Source organism: Hippea sp. KM1 (assembly GCF_000526195.1).
Taxonomy (GTDB): domain Bacteria; phylum Campylobacterota_A; class Desulfurellia; order Desulfurellales; family Hippeaceae; genus Hippea.
Genome location: NZ_JAFP01000001.1, coordinates 75,200 through 90,376, shown reverse-complemented (window position 1 = coordinate 90,376; position 15,177 = coordinate 75,200). Strand labels below are relative to the sequence as shown.

Here is a 15,177-nt window from a genome sequence, read left to right as displayed (position 1 = left end):
CCACCTATGAGTACCTCCCAAGGAACATCTCTCTGATTTCTTCCCTTGCTTCCAAGAAGCCATTTACTATTCTGTTAGACCACCTGTCATTGAGCATTGCCACCCTCAGATAAACGAACTTTTCAACAGATTTAACAGAAGGTAGAGCGCCTATCACCTTAACTCTTCTTCTGATTTCTTTTATTGTTCTCTCTATTAAATTTGTCGTATATACAACCCTCTGGATAGGCTCAGGATACTTAAGAAATGCAAGGAGTTTATAAAGCTCCCTCTCCCAAGATTTGACTACATTGGGGTATTTGGAGCTCCACTTCTTCTTGAATATCTCAAATCCTTTTAAAGCCTCTTTTTTGTTTGAAACCTGATATATCCTTTTTAGGTCATCTGCTATCTCTTTCCTGTCTTTGGCTCTTACTTTGCTTAAAGTGTTCCTGATTTTGTGAACTATGCATGATTGAAAATCTGCTTTTGGAAAGTACTCCTTTATCCTCTCCTCAAGGCCAACAACGCCATCTGCCACAAAGAGGAGAACCTCTCTTACTCCCCTCTCATACAGTCTTCTTATTATCTCAGAATAGCTTTCTACTCCCTCAGAGGGGTTGACCTCAAAGTCAAGTATCTCTCTGTAGCCGTTTTCATCTATCCCTAAAACGAAAAGGACGACCTCTTTTGCTGTAGTATTCCTCCTGACAGATAGCCACATGCCATCGAGCATTATCAGTGTGTATCTTTTCTTTAGTTTCCTCTTTTTCCAACTGTTTATCTCCTCTTCGGTAATCTGGGATATCTGGCTTATTGTTGAAGGTGAGTACTTTAGTTCAAATATACTCTCCAAGGCTTGTGATACAGATCTTAAGCTCATTCCAGAGGCAAACATCCCTAAGATTAGATCCTCAAGATCCATATCCCTTCTTTTGTATGGTTCTATAAGCTTTGTTCTGAATCTCCCCTCTCTGTCCCTTGGAATCTTTAAATTCAATTCTCAAGCCTTCCGATGGTCGTATCCAAACTCCTCTCATAGAATCCATTTTTCATTCCACCATGTTCTTTGACAAATACATCTCTTTCGGCTAACATAATAGCCGATAGGGTTTGTGTTACCACCTCTTTTATGAGGTCTGGTAGGACATTTTTCAGTTCTGTCATTTCAAACCTCCTCCTGGGGATTGGGTGTTGTCCCTGGGAGGATACCCAATCCTTAGGGATTACACAAGATATTGTACACTACCCTCTCTTTAGCTCTAAAACAATGGAGGAGTTTAAAAAGAACGGTATGCTTTTCATCTCAAGGGTTCCATCAAAACTGAAGAAGGCAAAAGAGATACTCAGAAACCACAATGAAGGGGAATTTATCCAGCTTGATGAGAACTATCAAGCTATCCCATATATAGTAGATTATGAGGGAATGAGACAGAAATGGGTTCTGTATAAAAGCAGCTATGCTAAATCAAAAATGGATAAAACGATAAAGAGAGAGTATCAAGAAAAAGAAAAACAGGAAATGAAACTCATTGAGAAACTGCAGAGGAGAAGATTTTTCTGCGAAGCTGACGCAAAAGAGGTACTTAAAGAAAAAACAAGTAAGTTAGAGTGCCTAACCATAACAGAAGCTAAACTCATATCAAAGCCCAAATACAAGACAAAAGGAAGACCAAAATCGGATGCCAAACCGGATTACTATGAATACTACTGGGTTATAGATACCAAACCAAACAAAGGGTACATAGAACAGAAGCAGAACCAAAAGAGTGGTCTTTTTATCCTTGCAACCAATGACATGAAACTATCAGAAAAAGAACTGCTTGATGAGTACAAATCACAACAGAGGATAGAAAGGGGCTTTAGGTTTCTAAAATCACCGGAGTTTCTAAGTGATGCCATGTTTTTGAAAAATCCAAAACGCATTGAAGCAATGCTTATGATAATGACTATATCCTTACTTGTATATGCTGCCTTGGAATACAGAATAAGAAGTGAGCTTAAGAATAAAAACAAGACCTTTCCCAATCAGCTTGGGAAACCCATTCAGAACCCAACAGCAAGGTGGGTGTTTGAGAACTTCTTTGCCATACACCTACTTATTCTAAACAACCAAGAACAAATTGTTGGGTTGGAAGATAAGCATAGGCTAATACTGGAGCTGTTGGGTGGAACTTATATGGGGTTTTATGGTATAAATGGAGGGAGAGGTGCGGAATGAGGGATTGATGTGTCAAAAAACGCAGAAAGTTTTTTTCTGAGTTCATTGCCAATTACACTGCCTCAAGCCACCACCAGGGCGCAGACAGTATCTTCGATGTCAGCCACCTAACCTCATTGCCTTTGTGTAATACCAATCCCAAAACCGTCTCTGGGTGATTATCCATGAAATAGATGAGGTTTTTTACATCCCTTAGCTTGGGGGATTCCTTTGCTTTGACCTCTATAGCCAGAATCTTGTTTCCATGCTCCATTACGAAATCAACCTCTTTCTGGGATGTGGTTCCAAAGTAGTAGAGTTTGGCCTGCGGTGTGAGTGTGTGGCATAAGCTTTTAAGGTGCAAAAATACCATTGTTTCGAAGAAGCTTCCATACTCCCTGGCTTTAAGCAATGACTCTTTGTCGTAATATCCAGATAAAAATACAGCAAGGCCAACATCGATGAAGAATACCTTTGGGGATTTGATTACCCTTTTCACCCTGTTTGTGAAAAAAGACGGCAGCCTGTCTATGATGTTTGATACCTCCAAAAGCTTTATGTATCTGTATGTTGTTGCAGGGCTTAAGCCGCTATCCTTTGCTACCTCTGACTGTTTGAGCATATTTGCAGTTCTTAATGCCAAAACCTGCATGAGTTTTCTAAAATCAATTAAAGATTCAATCTGGGAGAGTTGCCTTAAATCCCTCTCCAAATATGTTTTTATATAACCGTCCATCCACATCAGGACATCTTCGTTACTTTTCCTTGTAATATTTGCCGGCATAAATCCCTTTAGCATCAGGTCTTCTGTGTCTATTACACTATCGCCACCCAGGATATTCTCCTCTATGTTGGCTTTTTCGCCCCTCCATAGGCTTAGGAAGTTATTAGGGGTTTCAATGCCTCTATACTCACCATAACTCATAGGCAAAAGCTCAAAGTATGCAGCCCTTGTCATCCGCCGTGCTAAAATACACCACCAACACCTACTAAAAGTGCACCACTTTTAGTAATTGGTTATACTCTCCTTGGGTAACTTTTTTGAAAGGAGAGTATCAGAATGATTAGTAAGGAGGAGTTTGTTGTGATTCACACACTTTATTCTCAGGGATTCTCAATCAGGCAGATATCAAAGATTGGACCTGCTACAATCCTGTATACACCAAGTTAGTGCATATGATACACTAACTTAAGGAGGTAGTTTTTATGAAACCAAGGAGAAGGTTTTCAAATGAATTCAAGTTGGATGCAGTCCTCCTTACTCTTCAAGGAGACAGGACTGTCAAAGAGGTATCAGAGGAGATGGATATCCCCTATGCTCTCCTTTGCAAATGGAGAACAAAATACAAAAAGTTGGGAGAGAAGGCCTTTGTTGGCAAAGGAAACATCTCAGAGGATAGAAAAGACATAAAGGCTTTAGAAAGAGAGTTGAGAATTGTGAGGCAGGAGAGAGACATATTAAAAAAAGCACTCGCCATCTTCTCAACTCATCAGAACAAAAATACAGATTTATAGAGATGTTCAGAAATGAATTTCCAGTTGAGAGGATGGCAAAAGTACTGGATATTACAAGGGATAGCTACTACAAATGGCTAAGAAGAAGACAAAGCAAAAGAAAACAGGAAAATGAGTTTCTACTTTCGAGAATACGACACATATTCTATCTCCACAAGAAAAGGTACGGCTCAAGCAGAATCCATGCAGAACTTAAAAAAGAAAACATAACCTGCTCAAGAAGAAGAGTAGCGAAGCTAATGAAGTCAGCCAATCTTATCAGCATAAGATACAAAAGACACAGATACCCAGAAAATAAAAACAGTGAAAAAATAGATAAATATCCGCCCAATCTGTTGAATCAGGACTTTACTGTTGACTCACCCAACAAGGTCTGGGTATCTGATATAACCTATATCCCAACCAAAGAGGGTTGGCTCTATTTAACCACAATAATAGACCTGTTCAACAGAGAGGTAGTGGGTGAGAGCAGGTCATACAACCTAAAAACGGAGAATACCGTCATAAAAGCCCTATATGAGGCAATGAGAAAGAGGAAACCAAAAGAAAAACTCATATTCCACTCAGACAAAGGCGTTCAATACCACTCCAAAGAATTCAGAAACATACTCAAAGCTTTCAATATCACACAAAGCACAAGCGGAAAGGGCAACTGCTATGATAATGCTGTCGCTGAGAGCTTCTTTAAAACCCTAAAGAGTGAGCTTCTATCAAATGGGGCTTTCAAAACAAAAAGAGAAGCTAAAATCAAGGTTTTTGAGTATATAGAGTTGTACTACAACAAGAAAAGGATCCACTCCTCACTGAATTGGTGTACTCCTGAGGAGTATTTGGAGAACTACTACAGAAATACTGACAAAAGAGAAGAAGAAACACAACAAGTAGAGCAGAAAGAGGCAGTGTGATTAAAAAAGAGGGGGGTTTTTTAAAAAACATGACTAATTGGGTGTATAAAAAAAGGTTGACAGACCAGATTCTGGGCTTAAACAGAAGAACAGTGTCAAGAAGATTAAAAGAGGAGGATTTAAAACTGTACCCCAAAAGGAGCTATCCTTCAAAGCTTAATGATTACAAAGGCTACATAGAAGAAAGGATCAACCAAGCTTACCCGGATAGAATCCCATCTACTGTCATATTAAGAGAGATAAACGATATGGGATACACAGGTAGTCTAAGGACACTTCAGAAATACACAAAGGTAATCTACGATAGGATTGGCTCAAAAAGAGGAAAAGACAGTGAAGAGATAATCAGGTTTGAAACCGAAAAAGGCTTTCAGGCTCAGGCAGATTGGACAACTATCAGAGCAGGCAGAAAGCCCATTTATGCATTTGTTATGGTCTTGGGTTATTCAAGAACAGCCTTCGTCTATTTTACAAACAATAGCGATGAGGACATATTTCAGTCCTGCCACATAAAAGCTTTCGACTACTTTGGCGGAATACCAAAGACCATACTCTATGATAACCTAAAATCCGTCATAATACAAAGGGATAAATACGGCAAAAACAGGCATGGAATAAACAATGATTTTCTTGACTTCTCCAAAGGCTTGTTTATTCCAAAGCCCTGCAAACCATACAGGGCTAAAACAAAGGGAAAGGTAGAAAGATTTAACTCATACCTAAAGAACAACTTCTACAAGCCCTTAAGGGCAAAGCTAAAGAACTCTGGCTTAGAGATAACACCTGAGCTTCTAAACTCATACATCTTCTCATGGCTTGAGATGGCAAATAACAGGATACATGGGACAACGAAGAGGAAACCCTTTGACATGCTGAAAGAGGAGTATGAGTTTTTGACAAGGATACCGGATAGTCTGGCTGCCAAGTATGGGAATGGAGATGGAAATGGAAATAAAGATAGAGACAACGACAAAATTAAAGAAGCTATTGAAAAGTCAAACAAAACTTGTGCCAATATCGATGTCTCATACTACACAGGGATAGATGAATACGAAAAGCTCCTCTTTGGGGAGAGTGGAAATGGTTAATACGAGGATAGAAGAATATTGCAAGAAACTGAATTTAAGCGGTGTTCTTAGCAATTATAGCTATCTATCTGATAAAGCTGCAAAAGAGAACCTCTCTTTTGTTGAATTCCTACTCCTTCTGCTTGAATCTGAGTATGAAACAAGAAACGAAAGGTCAAAAAGGACAATCTTGAAATTTGCAGGGTTCCCAAAGATAAAGACAATAGACACATTTGATTTTTCCTTCTCTTCCTTGGATAAGACGCTGATCAATGAGATAATGACAATGCGTTTTGTTGATGAGGCAAAAAACATACTCCTAATTGGACCATCCGGTACAGGTAAGACACATCTTGCTATAGCTATAGGCTATGCAGCAACACAAAAGAGGATAAAGACAAAGTTCATCACAATGGCTGACCTTGCAATTACACTTCAGGCAGCAGAAACGCAGAACAGATTGGATTCATACATAAAGAAGGTGATAAGCTCACCAAGATTGCTCATTATCGATGAATTCGGCTATTTCAAGCTCAATGAGAAGCAATCCAATCTGTTGTTCCAGATAGTAAACAAGAAGTATGAGACGGGGTCTATTATAATAACTACCAATCTATCATTTATAAGATGGAAGGAGGTTTTGAACAATGATGAGGGTTTAACTACCGCTATATTGGATAGGCTAATTCATCACAGCTATATCATTAACATCAAAGGGGAAAGCTATAGACTGAGACAGAAGAAAAGGGCGGGGCTTTTGGATTTTAGTCCTTAGGATTAAAGATTCAACGAGGGGAAGGGATGGTGCACTTTTGCAGGGCGTATTGGTGTAGTTTTAGAAGGCGCTTGACAGCCCTGCCTGCCAGTGTTTCAGAGATATTTTTCATGAGCAATATGTTGGATGATCCGGATAGTATTATTTTCTTGTTTTCATCTCTATCCACAGTCAATTTTACCGTGTTTAATATGTCGGGATATTTTTGAACCTCATCTATCACTATTCTATCGTGCTTTTTGAAGATAAACTCTGGGTCTGTTCTGAGTAGGTCTATTGTGTCATAATCGTCAAGCGTATAGTAAGCAAAATCCTGAAATTCGTTCTGTATCATTGTGCTTTTTCCAACTTGCCTTGCACCGCTTATTACAGCAACAGAAAAGATACCCTCAATTGCCCTTCTTATATTCCCTGCCAATCTGCGTTTTATGTATTTTGTCTCTTTAGGTGAAAGATTTTCTTTCATGTGTTAGATTATACGGTTATTTCGCAGTTTTTCAAGCTTTAGCACGGTTCTTACTTAAAAATAAACCCTTAATTTGACCTTATGCATATTCTGGGCATGCGCTATTTTTTCTTTCCATAGATATGGGAAAACCACTTTCCAAATCTATGTGAAAAACATTCTCCGAAAGGTGTGGATTTTGGTTGCCATCTCGTCAATATTCTCAAAAAGCGACGCCCCTATGAACCACCGCTGAACATTTTTACATTAATGAACAAAACCGTATTTTGCCTTTTGCATTAGTAAAATTTTTCAATCCATACCCTTAAAAGCAGCCGCCAAAATCACAAAAATAGTTAAAAATTAAATAACACTTGTATAATCTATAACCGACAATTTAGGCGTTTTCTAAACATTGTTTCTATATATAAAAATTTTATTTGATTTAATAGAAAAAATGACTATAATGAGTAATGGGGGTTTAAAGTTTACTTAAAATTAATTTTTTAAGGAGGTGCTGTATGAAGCACAGGTTGGTCGGCGTGTTGGTTGCACTGCTTACAGCGGTGTTGTTTAGTGTATCCTCGTTTGCCTCTGATGTTATCAAGATCGGGGTTCAGGCTCCGATAACGGGCAAGTTTGCAAGCGAGGGTCAGTCAATTGACAAGGCCGTTAGGCTCATCGTCAAACAGTACAACGAGAAGGGCGGCATCCTGGGTAAGAAGTTAGAGGTTGTAACATGCGACGATGAGGGCAAGGCCGTTAAAGCTGCTATCTGCGCAAGGAAGCTCGTTGACGAGGGCGTTATCGCTGTAATCGGTTCTTACACATCCACATGCGCAGAGGCCGCAGAGCCAATCTATTACAGGGCTGGCGTTCTTCAGACATCCGACGGAACAAGCGACACACTGGTAAAACACGGTTATTGGACATTCTTCAGGAACTCATCCCCCAACTCAGCAGAGGCTGAATTTACAGCCAAATTCTTCCTAAAGAAACAGCATTACAAAAGAATAGCTGCCATCTCCGATTACTCCACATTCTCCACAGACCTAACAAACGCAGTTATCGAAAACATCAAGAAGATGGGCGGCAACATTGTTTACACCGGTAAAATCACATCCGGCGCCCAGAACTTCACACCAATCCTAACCAAGATTAAATCCTTCCATCCAGATGTAATATACTTCGGCGGTTATTACACAGACGGTGGTCTTATCAGGGCTCAGATGGTTCAGCTTGGAATGAAGGCCGACTTCGTTGGTGGCGACTCCAACGACAACCCAGAATTCCTAAAGCTTGCCGGCAAGGCAGCTGTTGGCGCTTACCTTATCAATGTTCCTCTGCCAGAGATGTTGCCATACCCTGCAGCCAAGAAGTTCCTCAAGGCTTACAGGGAGACCTATCATGAGAACCCTGCAAGCATCTGGACTCTCTTCAATGTTGATGGCTTAAGGGCAATCCTCTATGCCATCGAGCAGACAAAGAGCACAGATACAAAGAAGATTGCAGACTATCTGCACAACAAACTCAAAGACTTCCCGGGCATCACAGGTCCTATAAGCTTTGCTCCAAACGGCGAGAGGGTTGGCAGCGCTTACATGGCTTACAGGATCGGCCCAGATCTCAAATACCACATCGTTTACAAGGAGAAGTAATAAAAAAGGGGTAAACCATGGAGATTTTCTTTCAGCAGTTAGTTAACGGCCTAACGATCGGCAGCATCTATGCTCTTGTTGCCCTCGGCTATACCATGGTTTACGGCGTCTTGAAGTTGATAAACTTCGCCCACGGTGATTTAGTGGCTCTAAGCGCCTACATCGGGCTTGTTATTATGATGCAGCTGGCAGGGGCTCTCTCCCCTGCCTTTTTGATTATCACAACATTCATAGCCACCATGGTAATAATATCCATAGCAGGCGTGATATTGGAAAGAACGGCTTACAGGCCCTTGCGTAAAGCACCAAGACTCAGCGCCGTTGTCTCTGCTTTGGGTGCTTCCTTAGTCATCGAAAACGGCATCATGCTCATCTGGGGGCCAATGCCCAAGATATTCCCTGCAAGCGTTGTTCCGAATGTCAACTACAACATAGGGGGCGTTTATATCAGCTTGATGCAGGTATTGGTTCTTATAATATCGTTCGTTTTGATGGTTGCTCTCTATTTCTTTGTCAACAGAACAAAGTTAGGAACGGCCATGAGGGCATGTGCAATAGATCAAGACGCCGCAAGGCTAATGGGCATAGATGTAAACAGGGTTATCGTTACGACATTCATAATAGGTTCATCCTTGGGAGCCGTCGGTGGATTGTTCATAGGCATGTATTACAGGGGCATATACTTCAACATGGGTTGGATTTACGGACTTAACGCCTTCGTTGCGGCCATCATAGGCGGAATCGGAAACATACCCGGCGCAATGTTGGGCGGAATACTGCTGGGTGTATTCAACGCATTCATATCTGGATACCTGTCCAGCAGCTGGTCCTTAGCCCTAACATATGTGCTTCTGATTGTTATCATGATAATAAGACCCACAGGAATCCTTGGAGAAAGGGTTGCGGAGAAAGTATGATGGATACAAAAAAGATTGTCTCTTACGGTGTCTTCTTTGCTGCATTAATTGTCGTGCCTTTTATATTCAACTCCAACTGGGTATCCGTTTTTACAACATTCCTCATATACTCCGTTGTGGCTCTGAGTCAGGATATAGTGCTTGGCAGGGCTGGCATGTTTGACATGGGTCATGCCATATTCTTTGGACTTGGAGCATATTCAACGGCTATTCTGAATATGGTTTACGGCTGGCCTATACTGGCAACAATACCGATAGCCATCATCCTGCCGGTTATTGCCAGCATATTGCTTGCCGCACCGATTATACACCTGCGAGGTGATTACCTGCTTGTTACAACAATCGGCTTCAACATCGTTTTTACACAGGCTCTAAAAAACAATGTGTTTGGCATAACCGGAGGGCCAAACGGTATTTTCGGTGTTGAGCCGCTAAAGCTATTGAGCTTTTCCTTCTCATCTCAGACCTCGGTCTATTTCTTGGCATTCTTTATCCTTATCCTTACACTCATAATAATACACAATTTAGAAACCAGCAAACCGGGTAGAGCTCTTCACTATCTAAACGAAGACTCCCTTGCAAGTGAGTGTATAGGCATAAATACGAGATTTTACAGGCTTTATGCCTTTGGATTATCCGCAGCCATAGCCGGTCTTGCGGGTGTTGTATTTACGCTGCAGTTTTCTGCTGTCAGCCCCGATGCCTTTGATTTCTTGCAATCCGTTCTATTCTTCACAATAGTCCTGGTCGGAGGCCCATCCTCTATACCGGGTGTTCTTCTTGGAACATTCTTCATGTTTGTTGTGCCTGAGATGTTCAGACAGTTTGCCGAGGCCAGATACCTGGTCTTTGGTATAGCGATGATATTGATTATGATATTCAGGCCAAAAGGCATATGGCCTGTAAAGTTTGGCAAAATTCCAAATTACATAACCAAGGAATGAGAAAATGGCACTACTACAGTTAGAAGGTGTAACGAAGATATTTGGTGGACTTGTCGCTGTTGATTCCTTAGACATATCCATAGACGAGGGCATGGTCTATGGCATCATAGGACCAAACGGCGCCGGAAAAACAACCGTGTTTAACTGCATAACCGGTGTTTACAAGCCGGAAAAGGGCAAGATCATCTTCAAGGGCAAAAACATAACAGGCCTATCTCCGCACAGGATAGCAAACATGGGCATAGTCAGGACATTCCAGACCATCAGGCTCTTTGGCGACATGAGCGTAGCAGAGAACATCATGTCGGGCAGACACTTCAGAAGCAGGCAAAAGTGGTGGCACGGCATCATCCATACACCGTTCTATTACAAGGACGAAAAGGAAAATTGGCTAAAGGTAAAGGAGTTCATGGATCTGTTTGGCCTAACACACCTTGCTAAGATGCCCGCAGCAAGCCAGCCATACGGCATACAGAGGAAGATCGAGATGGCAAGGGCTTTAGCGACAGAGCCTGAGCTGTTGATACTGGATGAGCCTGCTGCCGGATTGAACGACAAGGAGCGCTTAGAGCTTGTTGATACAATCAGAAAGATCAAGGAGATGGGCATAACGGTCTTGTTGATCGGGCACAACATGGACCTTGTCATGAGCATAACCGAATACATTAGCGTCTTGAGCTTCGGCAAGAAGATCGCCGAGGGTAAGCCAGAAGAGATACAAAATAACCCCATAGTCATCGAAGCCTACTTAGGGAAAGAGGATGAAGATGAGTGAAAAAATACTTGTCGTCGAGAATCTGGTCGTATCATACGGAAGCATAGAGGCTGTAAAGGGCATCTCCTTTGAGGTGGACAAGGGCGAGCTTGTCAGTATCCTTGGTGCAAACGGCGCAGGCAAAACAACCACCCTAAGAACAATAAGCGGGCTATTGAAGGCAAAATCCGGCAGCATCAGATACAAGGGATTAGAGCTAACCTCCATGCCCGCACACAAAATAGTGGGATTGGGGATCAGCCAGTCGCCTGAGGGCAGAAGGGTATTTGGCACGCTAACCGTTGAGGAGAACCTAAAGCTTGGAGCCTATACCAAGGCCAAGATAAATACGGCAACGCTTGAGTGGATCTATGAGCTATTCCCCCGCCTAAAGGAGAGGAAAAGTCAGCTTGCAGGCACACTCTCAGGCGGCGAGCAGCAGATGCTGGCCATTGGAAGGGCATTGATGAGCGAGCCTGAGGTATTACTGCTTGACGAGCCGAGTCTGGGTTTAGCACCCGTACTGGTTAAAGCTATATTTGAGACGATCAAGCAGATCAAAGAGGAAGGCACAACCATCCTGCTGGTCGAGCAGAACGCCAAGGCGGCCTTGAAGCTGGCCGATAGGGCTTATGTGCTTGAGGTGGGTAAGATCGTCATGGAAGGAACATCCGAGGAGCTTATGAACTCACCAAAAATTCAGGAAGCCTATTTAGGAAAGAAAAAGTAAGGGGGCTAAAAGCCCCTTTTTTTATTTATCTTCAAACAAGCAAATCCACATTTATAGTCGAAGGGTCAACAGGCAGATTCTGGGCAAGCAGAAGGGTTATCTGCGTGTATAGGCGCATCTTCTTCTGTTGAAGGAGCAGTTTCTTCTGTTCAATCTGTTTTAGCTTATGCTCAAAGATCGTCTCATCCGCCTTGTTTTTGGCGGCTTTAAGCATCACATCAAGCTCGATCTGCTTGTTCTCATACTCCTTGAGCTTGCCGTCTATGAGGCTGCCTAACTGCTTGTTTACCTGCCTTTGCCTATCCTTCTTTGGGCAGTATGTAATAGCGGACGAATGCCCGCTTGTGGCCGAAAGATAGATGCCGTTTTTCTGCAGGTTTAGATAGAGATCCTTGGCGACCACATAGCAACCTTCCTTTGCGGCTTTGGACTCAAACCTCTGTATGTTGGCAGATTCATGGGAGGCGACCCTGGCCACAGAGGTGCCGGCTGTTGCCGGTGCAGAAGAGCCCCACTCGCCAGGATCCAGTTTATAATGGAGTATGGGATTATAGGCAGCATTACTGATGTTCACGCCGCCCCCTCCCTCTTTTTAGCTAATCTTTGAGCCGGGTTTTACATCCTCAATGGGCGAAAGGATCGCCGGTCTGCCTTTGTCGTCTTTGGCTGCCAATAGCATGCCGTTGGACTCAATACCCATCAATTTGGCTGGCTTTAGGTTCGCCACCACAACTATCAACCTTCCCACAAGCTCCTCCGGCTTATAAAACTCCTTTAAGCCAGCTACCAGGGTTCTCGGTTTATCCTCGCCTATATCAATCTTAAGTTTAAGCAATTTCTTTGATTTTTCAACATTTTCTGCCTCAAGAACCTTGACTACCCTCAAATCAACCTTAAAAAACTCATCTATGCTTATGCGCTTATCAATCTGATTCTCTTTCTCTTCTTCCTTCTTCTCCTCAATTCTCTCAAAGAGCATTCCCATCCTCTGAACCCTGGCCTCCTCGACATTGTAAAACTCTAAATAAAACTCCATCGTCTTGTCTTTTTCAAGGCCAAGCATCTGCTGCATCTTCTCTGCCGCATCGGGCAAGAACGGAGAGATAATGCCGCTTATAAACTTAAGCGAGGCATAGAGGTTATACAAAACCTCATCTAACTCATCCTGTTTGCCCTGTTTTTTCAAGCTCCAGGGCTCCTTCTGTGTAATGTATTTATTTGCACTCCTGATAAACTCAAATATAGCTATCAAGGCCTCATCAAACCTGAATACCTTGAGGGCCTCCTCAACCCTTTTAAAGGTGTCCTTGGCAAGGATGCTTAAGCTGTCGTCATTTATGGCAGAAGGCCTCTTTATGTGGCCTTTGGCATATTTCTCCATCATTGTCAGGCTTCTGTTTAAAAGATTACCGAAGTCGTTTACGAGGTCCGAATTTATCCTATCTATAAGCTCCTTCTCAGAAAAATCACCATCAAGACCAAACGGCACATTCCTCAGCAAGAAATACCTGTATGCATCCCTGGGGTATTTCTCTATCATCCGGTTCGGATCCACCACATTACCCAAGGATTTACTCATCTTCTTACCATCAACCGTCCACCAGCCATGGGCCACAACATGTTTGGGCAGTGGCAGATCGAGAGCCATCAAAAACGCAGGCCAGTAAACGGCGTGGAATCTCAATATATCCTTGCCGACAAAGTGAACATCGGCCGGCCAGATACTGTCAAACTCACCCTTTCTGCAGCCTATAGCACTAACATAGTTAAGCAGAGCGTCAAACCAAACATATATAACATGCTTATCGTCAAACGGAACAGGAACACCCCAATCAAACGAGGTTCTTGTGATGCTTAGATCCTTCAACCCCATCTTGACAAAGCTCTTAATCTCGTTATAGCGTGTCTGCGGTATGACAAAATCGGGGTTGGCTTCATAGAACTCAAGCAACCTATCCTGATAAGCAGAAAGCCTAAAGAAATAGCTCTCCTCCTTTACAAGATCCAGCTTCCTGCCACAAACCGGACATGTTCTATCCTCTCCTATCTCGATCTCTGAATAATAGCTCTCACAGGGTATGCAATACCACCCCTCATACTCACCCTTGTATATATCGCCCTTCTTATAAATATATTCAAAGGCTTCCTGAACACACCTTTCATGATAGTCGTCGGTGGTTCTAACAAAGAAGTCGTTTGTTATATCAAGCCTCTTCCATAGCTTCTTGAAGTTCTCCACAACCCTATCTGCCAACTGCTTCGGTGTTGTGTTTGCGGCCTTAGCGGCCTTCTGGATCTTCTGGCCGTGTTCATCTGTGCCTGTTAGAAAAAATACATCCTCGCCCAACAGCCTCTTATACCTTGCCAGCGTATCGGCGGCCAATGTCGTATAAGAGTGTCCTATGTGCGGCACATCGTTCACATAATAGATGGGCGTCGTTATGTAATACTTCTTCATGACTCCGCTCCCCTTTCATATTCTTTTGCCTCCTCCCTGGGTGGAGGCGATGTAACCTTAACATCGTCGGCAGGCACCTCAACCATAAGCCCTTCCTGCGTTCTCAATATAACGGTCTTCTTTATCGGGTTGATATAGACCACCTTACCCTCAACATCGCCGGCCTTACCCATTGAATCCATAGGCGGTGCTATCTTTAAAAACTCCTCGTATGTTTCATGCTCATACCACAGACAGCACATGAGCCTGCCGCATGCACCAGATATCTTCTTCACATTTATGTTTAGATTCTGCTCCTTGGTCATCTTCATCGATACGGGATTGAATGTGCGCAAGAAACGAGCACAACACAGCTCATCGCCACACAAACCCAGGCCACCGATAATCCTTGCCTCGTCCCTAACGCCTATCTGCCTCATCTCTATGCGGGTCTTAAACACGGCGGCCAACCTTTTAACCAGCGTCCTGAAATCGACCCTGGTGGGCGATGTAAAGTAAAAGACGATCTTCTTTCTGTCCATCATACAGTCGACCTTGACAAGCTTCATATTCAGCTGCAGATCCTCTATCTCCTTTTTACAGACCTTAAAGGCCTCCTCCTCTATCCCCTTGTTCTCTTGATATACCTTAAAATCCTCCTCGGTGGCCTTTCTAACTATTGGCCTTATATCCTCATCTATAACATCGTTCTCCAAAAGCTTTACCACCTTGCCCATACCAAGGCCACGCTCGTATTCTGCAATGACCCGATCGCCTATCTTAAGCTCACCCTCATAGGTATAGGGGTATAACTGACCAACACGCATGAACTCAACTATCGCTATCTTCAT

The 15,177-nt window shown here is 42.7% G+C and carries 17 protein-coding genes; 10 read left to right on the top strand and 7 right to left on the bottom strand.

The window, feature by feature from the left end:
- Positions 1 to 4: 4 nt before the first annotated feature.
- Positions 5 to 979 (bottom strand): IS256 family transposase, encoded by a 975-nt coding sequence (locus tag D891_RS09025; protein ID WP_156919042.1) that lies wholly within the window; start codon positions 977 to 979, stop codon positions 5 to 7.
- Positions 976 to 1,146 (bottom strand): hypothetical protein, encoded by a 171-nt coding sequence (locus tag D891_RS09785; RefSeq protein ID WP_156919041.1) that lies wholly within the window; start codon positions 1,144 to 1,146, stop codon positions 976 to 978. Before D891_RS09785 ends, D891_RS09025 begins: the two co-directional genes overlap by 4 nt.
- Here D891_RS09785 and D891_RS0100445 point away from each other — a divergent pair.
- A complete protein-coding gene (locus D891_RS0100445; protein ID WP_025209083.1) occupies positions 1,112 to 2,200 on the top strand; it encodes an IS1634 family transposase in 1,089 nt (362 codons plus the stop codon). The two genes, D891_RS09785 and D891_RS0100445, sit on opposite strands and share 35 nt — an antisense overlap.
- A 52-nt stretch (positions 2,201 to 2,252) precedes the next feature.
- Here D891_RS0100445 and D891_RS0100440 read toward each other — a convergent pair whose 3' ends face one another.
- Positions 2,253 to 3,137: an ATP-binding protein gene (locus D891_RS0100440; RefSeq protein ID WP_025209082.1), complete on the bottom strand. Its 885-nt coding sequence runs from the start codon at positions 3,135 to 3,137 to the stop codon at positions 2,253 to 2,255.
- Between the two features lie 248 nt (positions 3,138 to 3,385).
- Here D891_RS0100440 and D891_RS0100435 point away from each other — a divergent pair, with 248 nt between their 5' ends.
- From D891_RS0100435 to istB, 4 genes are read left to right on the top strand one after another with little or no spacing between them, the layout of a single operon-like run.
- On the top strand, positions 3,386 to 3,694 hold the full coding sequence (locus D891_RS0100435; protein WP_025209007.1) for a transposase: 309 nt from the start codon (positions 3,386 to 3,388) through the stop codon (positions 3,692 to 3,694).
- Positions 3,637 to 4,599: an IS3 family transposase gene (locus D891_RS0100430; RefSeq protein ID WP_156919040.1), complete on the top strand. Its 963-nt coding sequence runs from the start codon at positions 3,637 to 3,639 to the stop codon at positions 4,597 to 4,599. Before D891_RS0100435 ends, D891_RS0100430 begins: the two co-directional genes overlap by 58 nt.
- A 29-nt stretch (positions 4,600 to 4,628) precedes the next feature.
- Positions 4,629 to 5,687 (top strand): IS21 family transposase, encoded by a 1,059-nt coding sequence (gene istA, locus D891_RS0100425; protein WP_084042358.1) that lies wholly within the window; start codon positions 4,629 to 4,631, stop codon positions 5,685 to 5,687.
- Positions 5,680 to 6,441 carry an IS21-like element helper ATPase IstB gene (istB, locus tag D891_RS0100420; protein WP_198014759.1) on the top strand — a complete coding sequence of 254 codons (762 nt, stop codon included), beginning with the start codon at positions 5,680 to 5,682 and terminating at the stop codon, positions 6,439 to 6,441. Before istA ends, istB begins: the two co-directional genes overlap by 8 nt.
- A gap of 10 nt (positions 6,442 to 6,451) precedes the next feature.
- Here the strand turns inward: istB and D891_RS0100415 are convergent, their stop codons facing one another.
- Positions 6,452 to 6,907: an AAA family ATPase gene (locus tag D891_RS0100415; protein WP_025209079.1), complete on the bottom strand. Its 456-nt coding sequence runs from the start codon at positions 6,905 to 6,907 to the stop codon at positions 6,452 to 6,454.
- Between the two features lie 500 nt (positions 6,908 to 7,407).
- Here D891_RS0100415 and D891_RS0100410 point away from each other — a divergent pair, with 500 nt between their 5' ends.
- The 5 genes from D891_RS0100410 to D891_RS0100390 are packed head-to-tail and all read left to right on the top strand — an operon-like array spanning position 7,408 to position 11,889.
- On the top strand, positions 7,408 to 8,544 hold the full coding sequence (locus D891_RS0100410; RefSeq protein ID WP_025209078.1) for a branched-chain amino acid ABC transporter substrate-binding protein: 1,137 nt from the start codon (positions 7,408 to 7,410) through the stop codon (positions 8,542 to 8,544).
- Between the two features lie 17 nt (positions 8,545 to 8,561).
- The gene (locus D891_RS0100405; RefSeq protein WP_025209077.1) at positions 8,562 to 9,461 is read left to right on the top strand and encodes a branched-chain amino acid ABC transporter permease; all 900 of its coding nucleotides are present in this window, start codon (positions 8,562 to 8,564) and stop codon (positions 9,459 to 9,461) included.
- Complete coding sequence (locus tag D891_RS0100400) at positions 9,461 to 10,405, top strand: branched-chain amino acid ABC transporter permease (RefSeq protein ID WP_025209076.1); 945 nt, start codon at positions 9,461 to 9,463, stop codon at positions 10,403 to 10,405. Before D891_RS0100405 ends, D891_RS0100400 begins: the two co-directional genes overlap by 1 nt.
- A 4-nt stretch (positions 10,406 to 10,409) precedes the next feature.
- Positions 10,410 to 11,180 (top strand): ABC transporter ATP-binding protein, encoded by a 771-nt coding sequence (locus tag D891_RS0100395; RefSeq protein WP_025209075.1) that lies wholly within the window; start codon positions 10,410 to 10,412, stop codon positions 11,178 to 11,180.
- Positions 11,173 to 11,889 (top strand): ABC transporter ATP-binding protein, encoded by a 717-nt coding sequence (locus D891_RS0100390; protein ID WP_025209074.1) that lies wholly within the window; start codon positions 11,173 to 11,175, stop codon positions 11,887 to 11,889. Before D891_RS0100395 ends, D891_RS0100390 begins: the two co-directional genes overlap by 8 nt.
- A 31-nt stretch (positions 11,890 to 11,920) precedes the next feature.
- On the opposite strand, the gene D891_RS09310 is transcribed toward D891_RS0100390, so the two are convergent.
- Genes D891_RS09310 through D891_RS0100375 form a run of 3 tightly spaced genes read right to left on the bottom strand, consistent with a single transcriptional unit; the run spans position 11,921 to position 15,177 of the window.
- Entirely contained in the window at positions 11,921 to 12,463 is a 543-nt protein-coding gene (locus D891_RS09310; protein WP_025209073.1) for a hypothetical protein, read from the bottom strand.
- Positions 12,464 to 12,481: 18 nt separating this feature from the next.
- Complete coding sequence (gene metG, locus D891_RS0100380; protein ID WP_025209072.1) at positions 12,482 to 14,347, bottom strand: methionine--tRNA ligase; 1,866 nt, start codon at positions 14,345 to 14,347, stop codon at positions 12,482 to 12,484.
- Positions 14,344 to 15,177 carry a PSP1 domain-containing protein gene (locus D891_RS0100375; RefSeq protein ID WP_025209071.1) on the bottom strand — a complete coding sequence of 278 codons (834 nt, stop codon included), beginning with the start codon at positions 15,175 to 15,177 and terminating at the stop codon, positions 14,344 to 14,346. Before D891_RS0100375 ends, metG begins: the two co-directional genes overlap by 4 nt.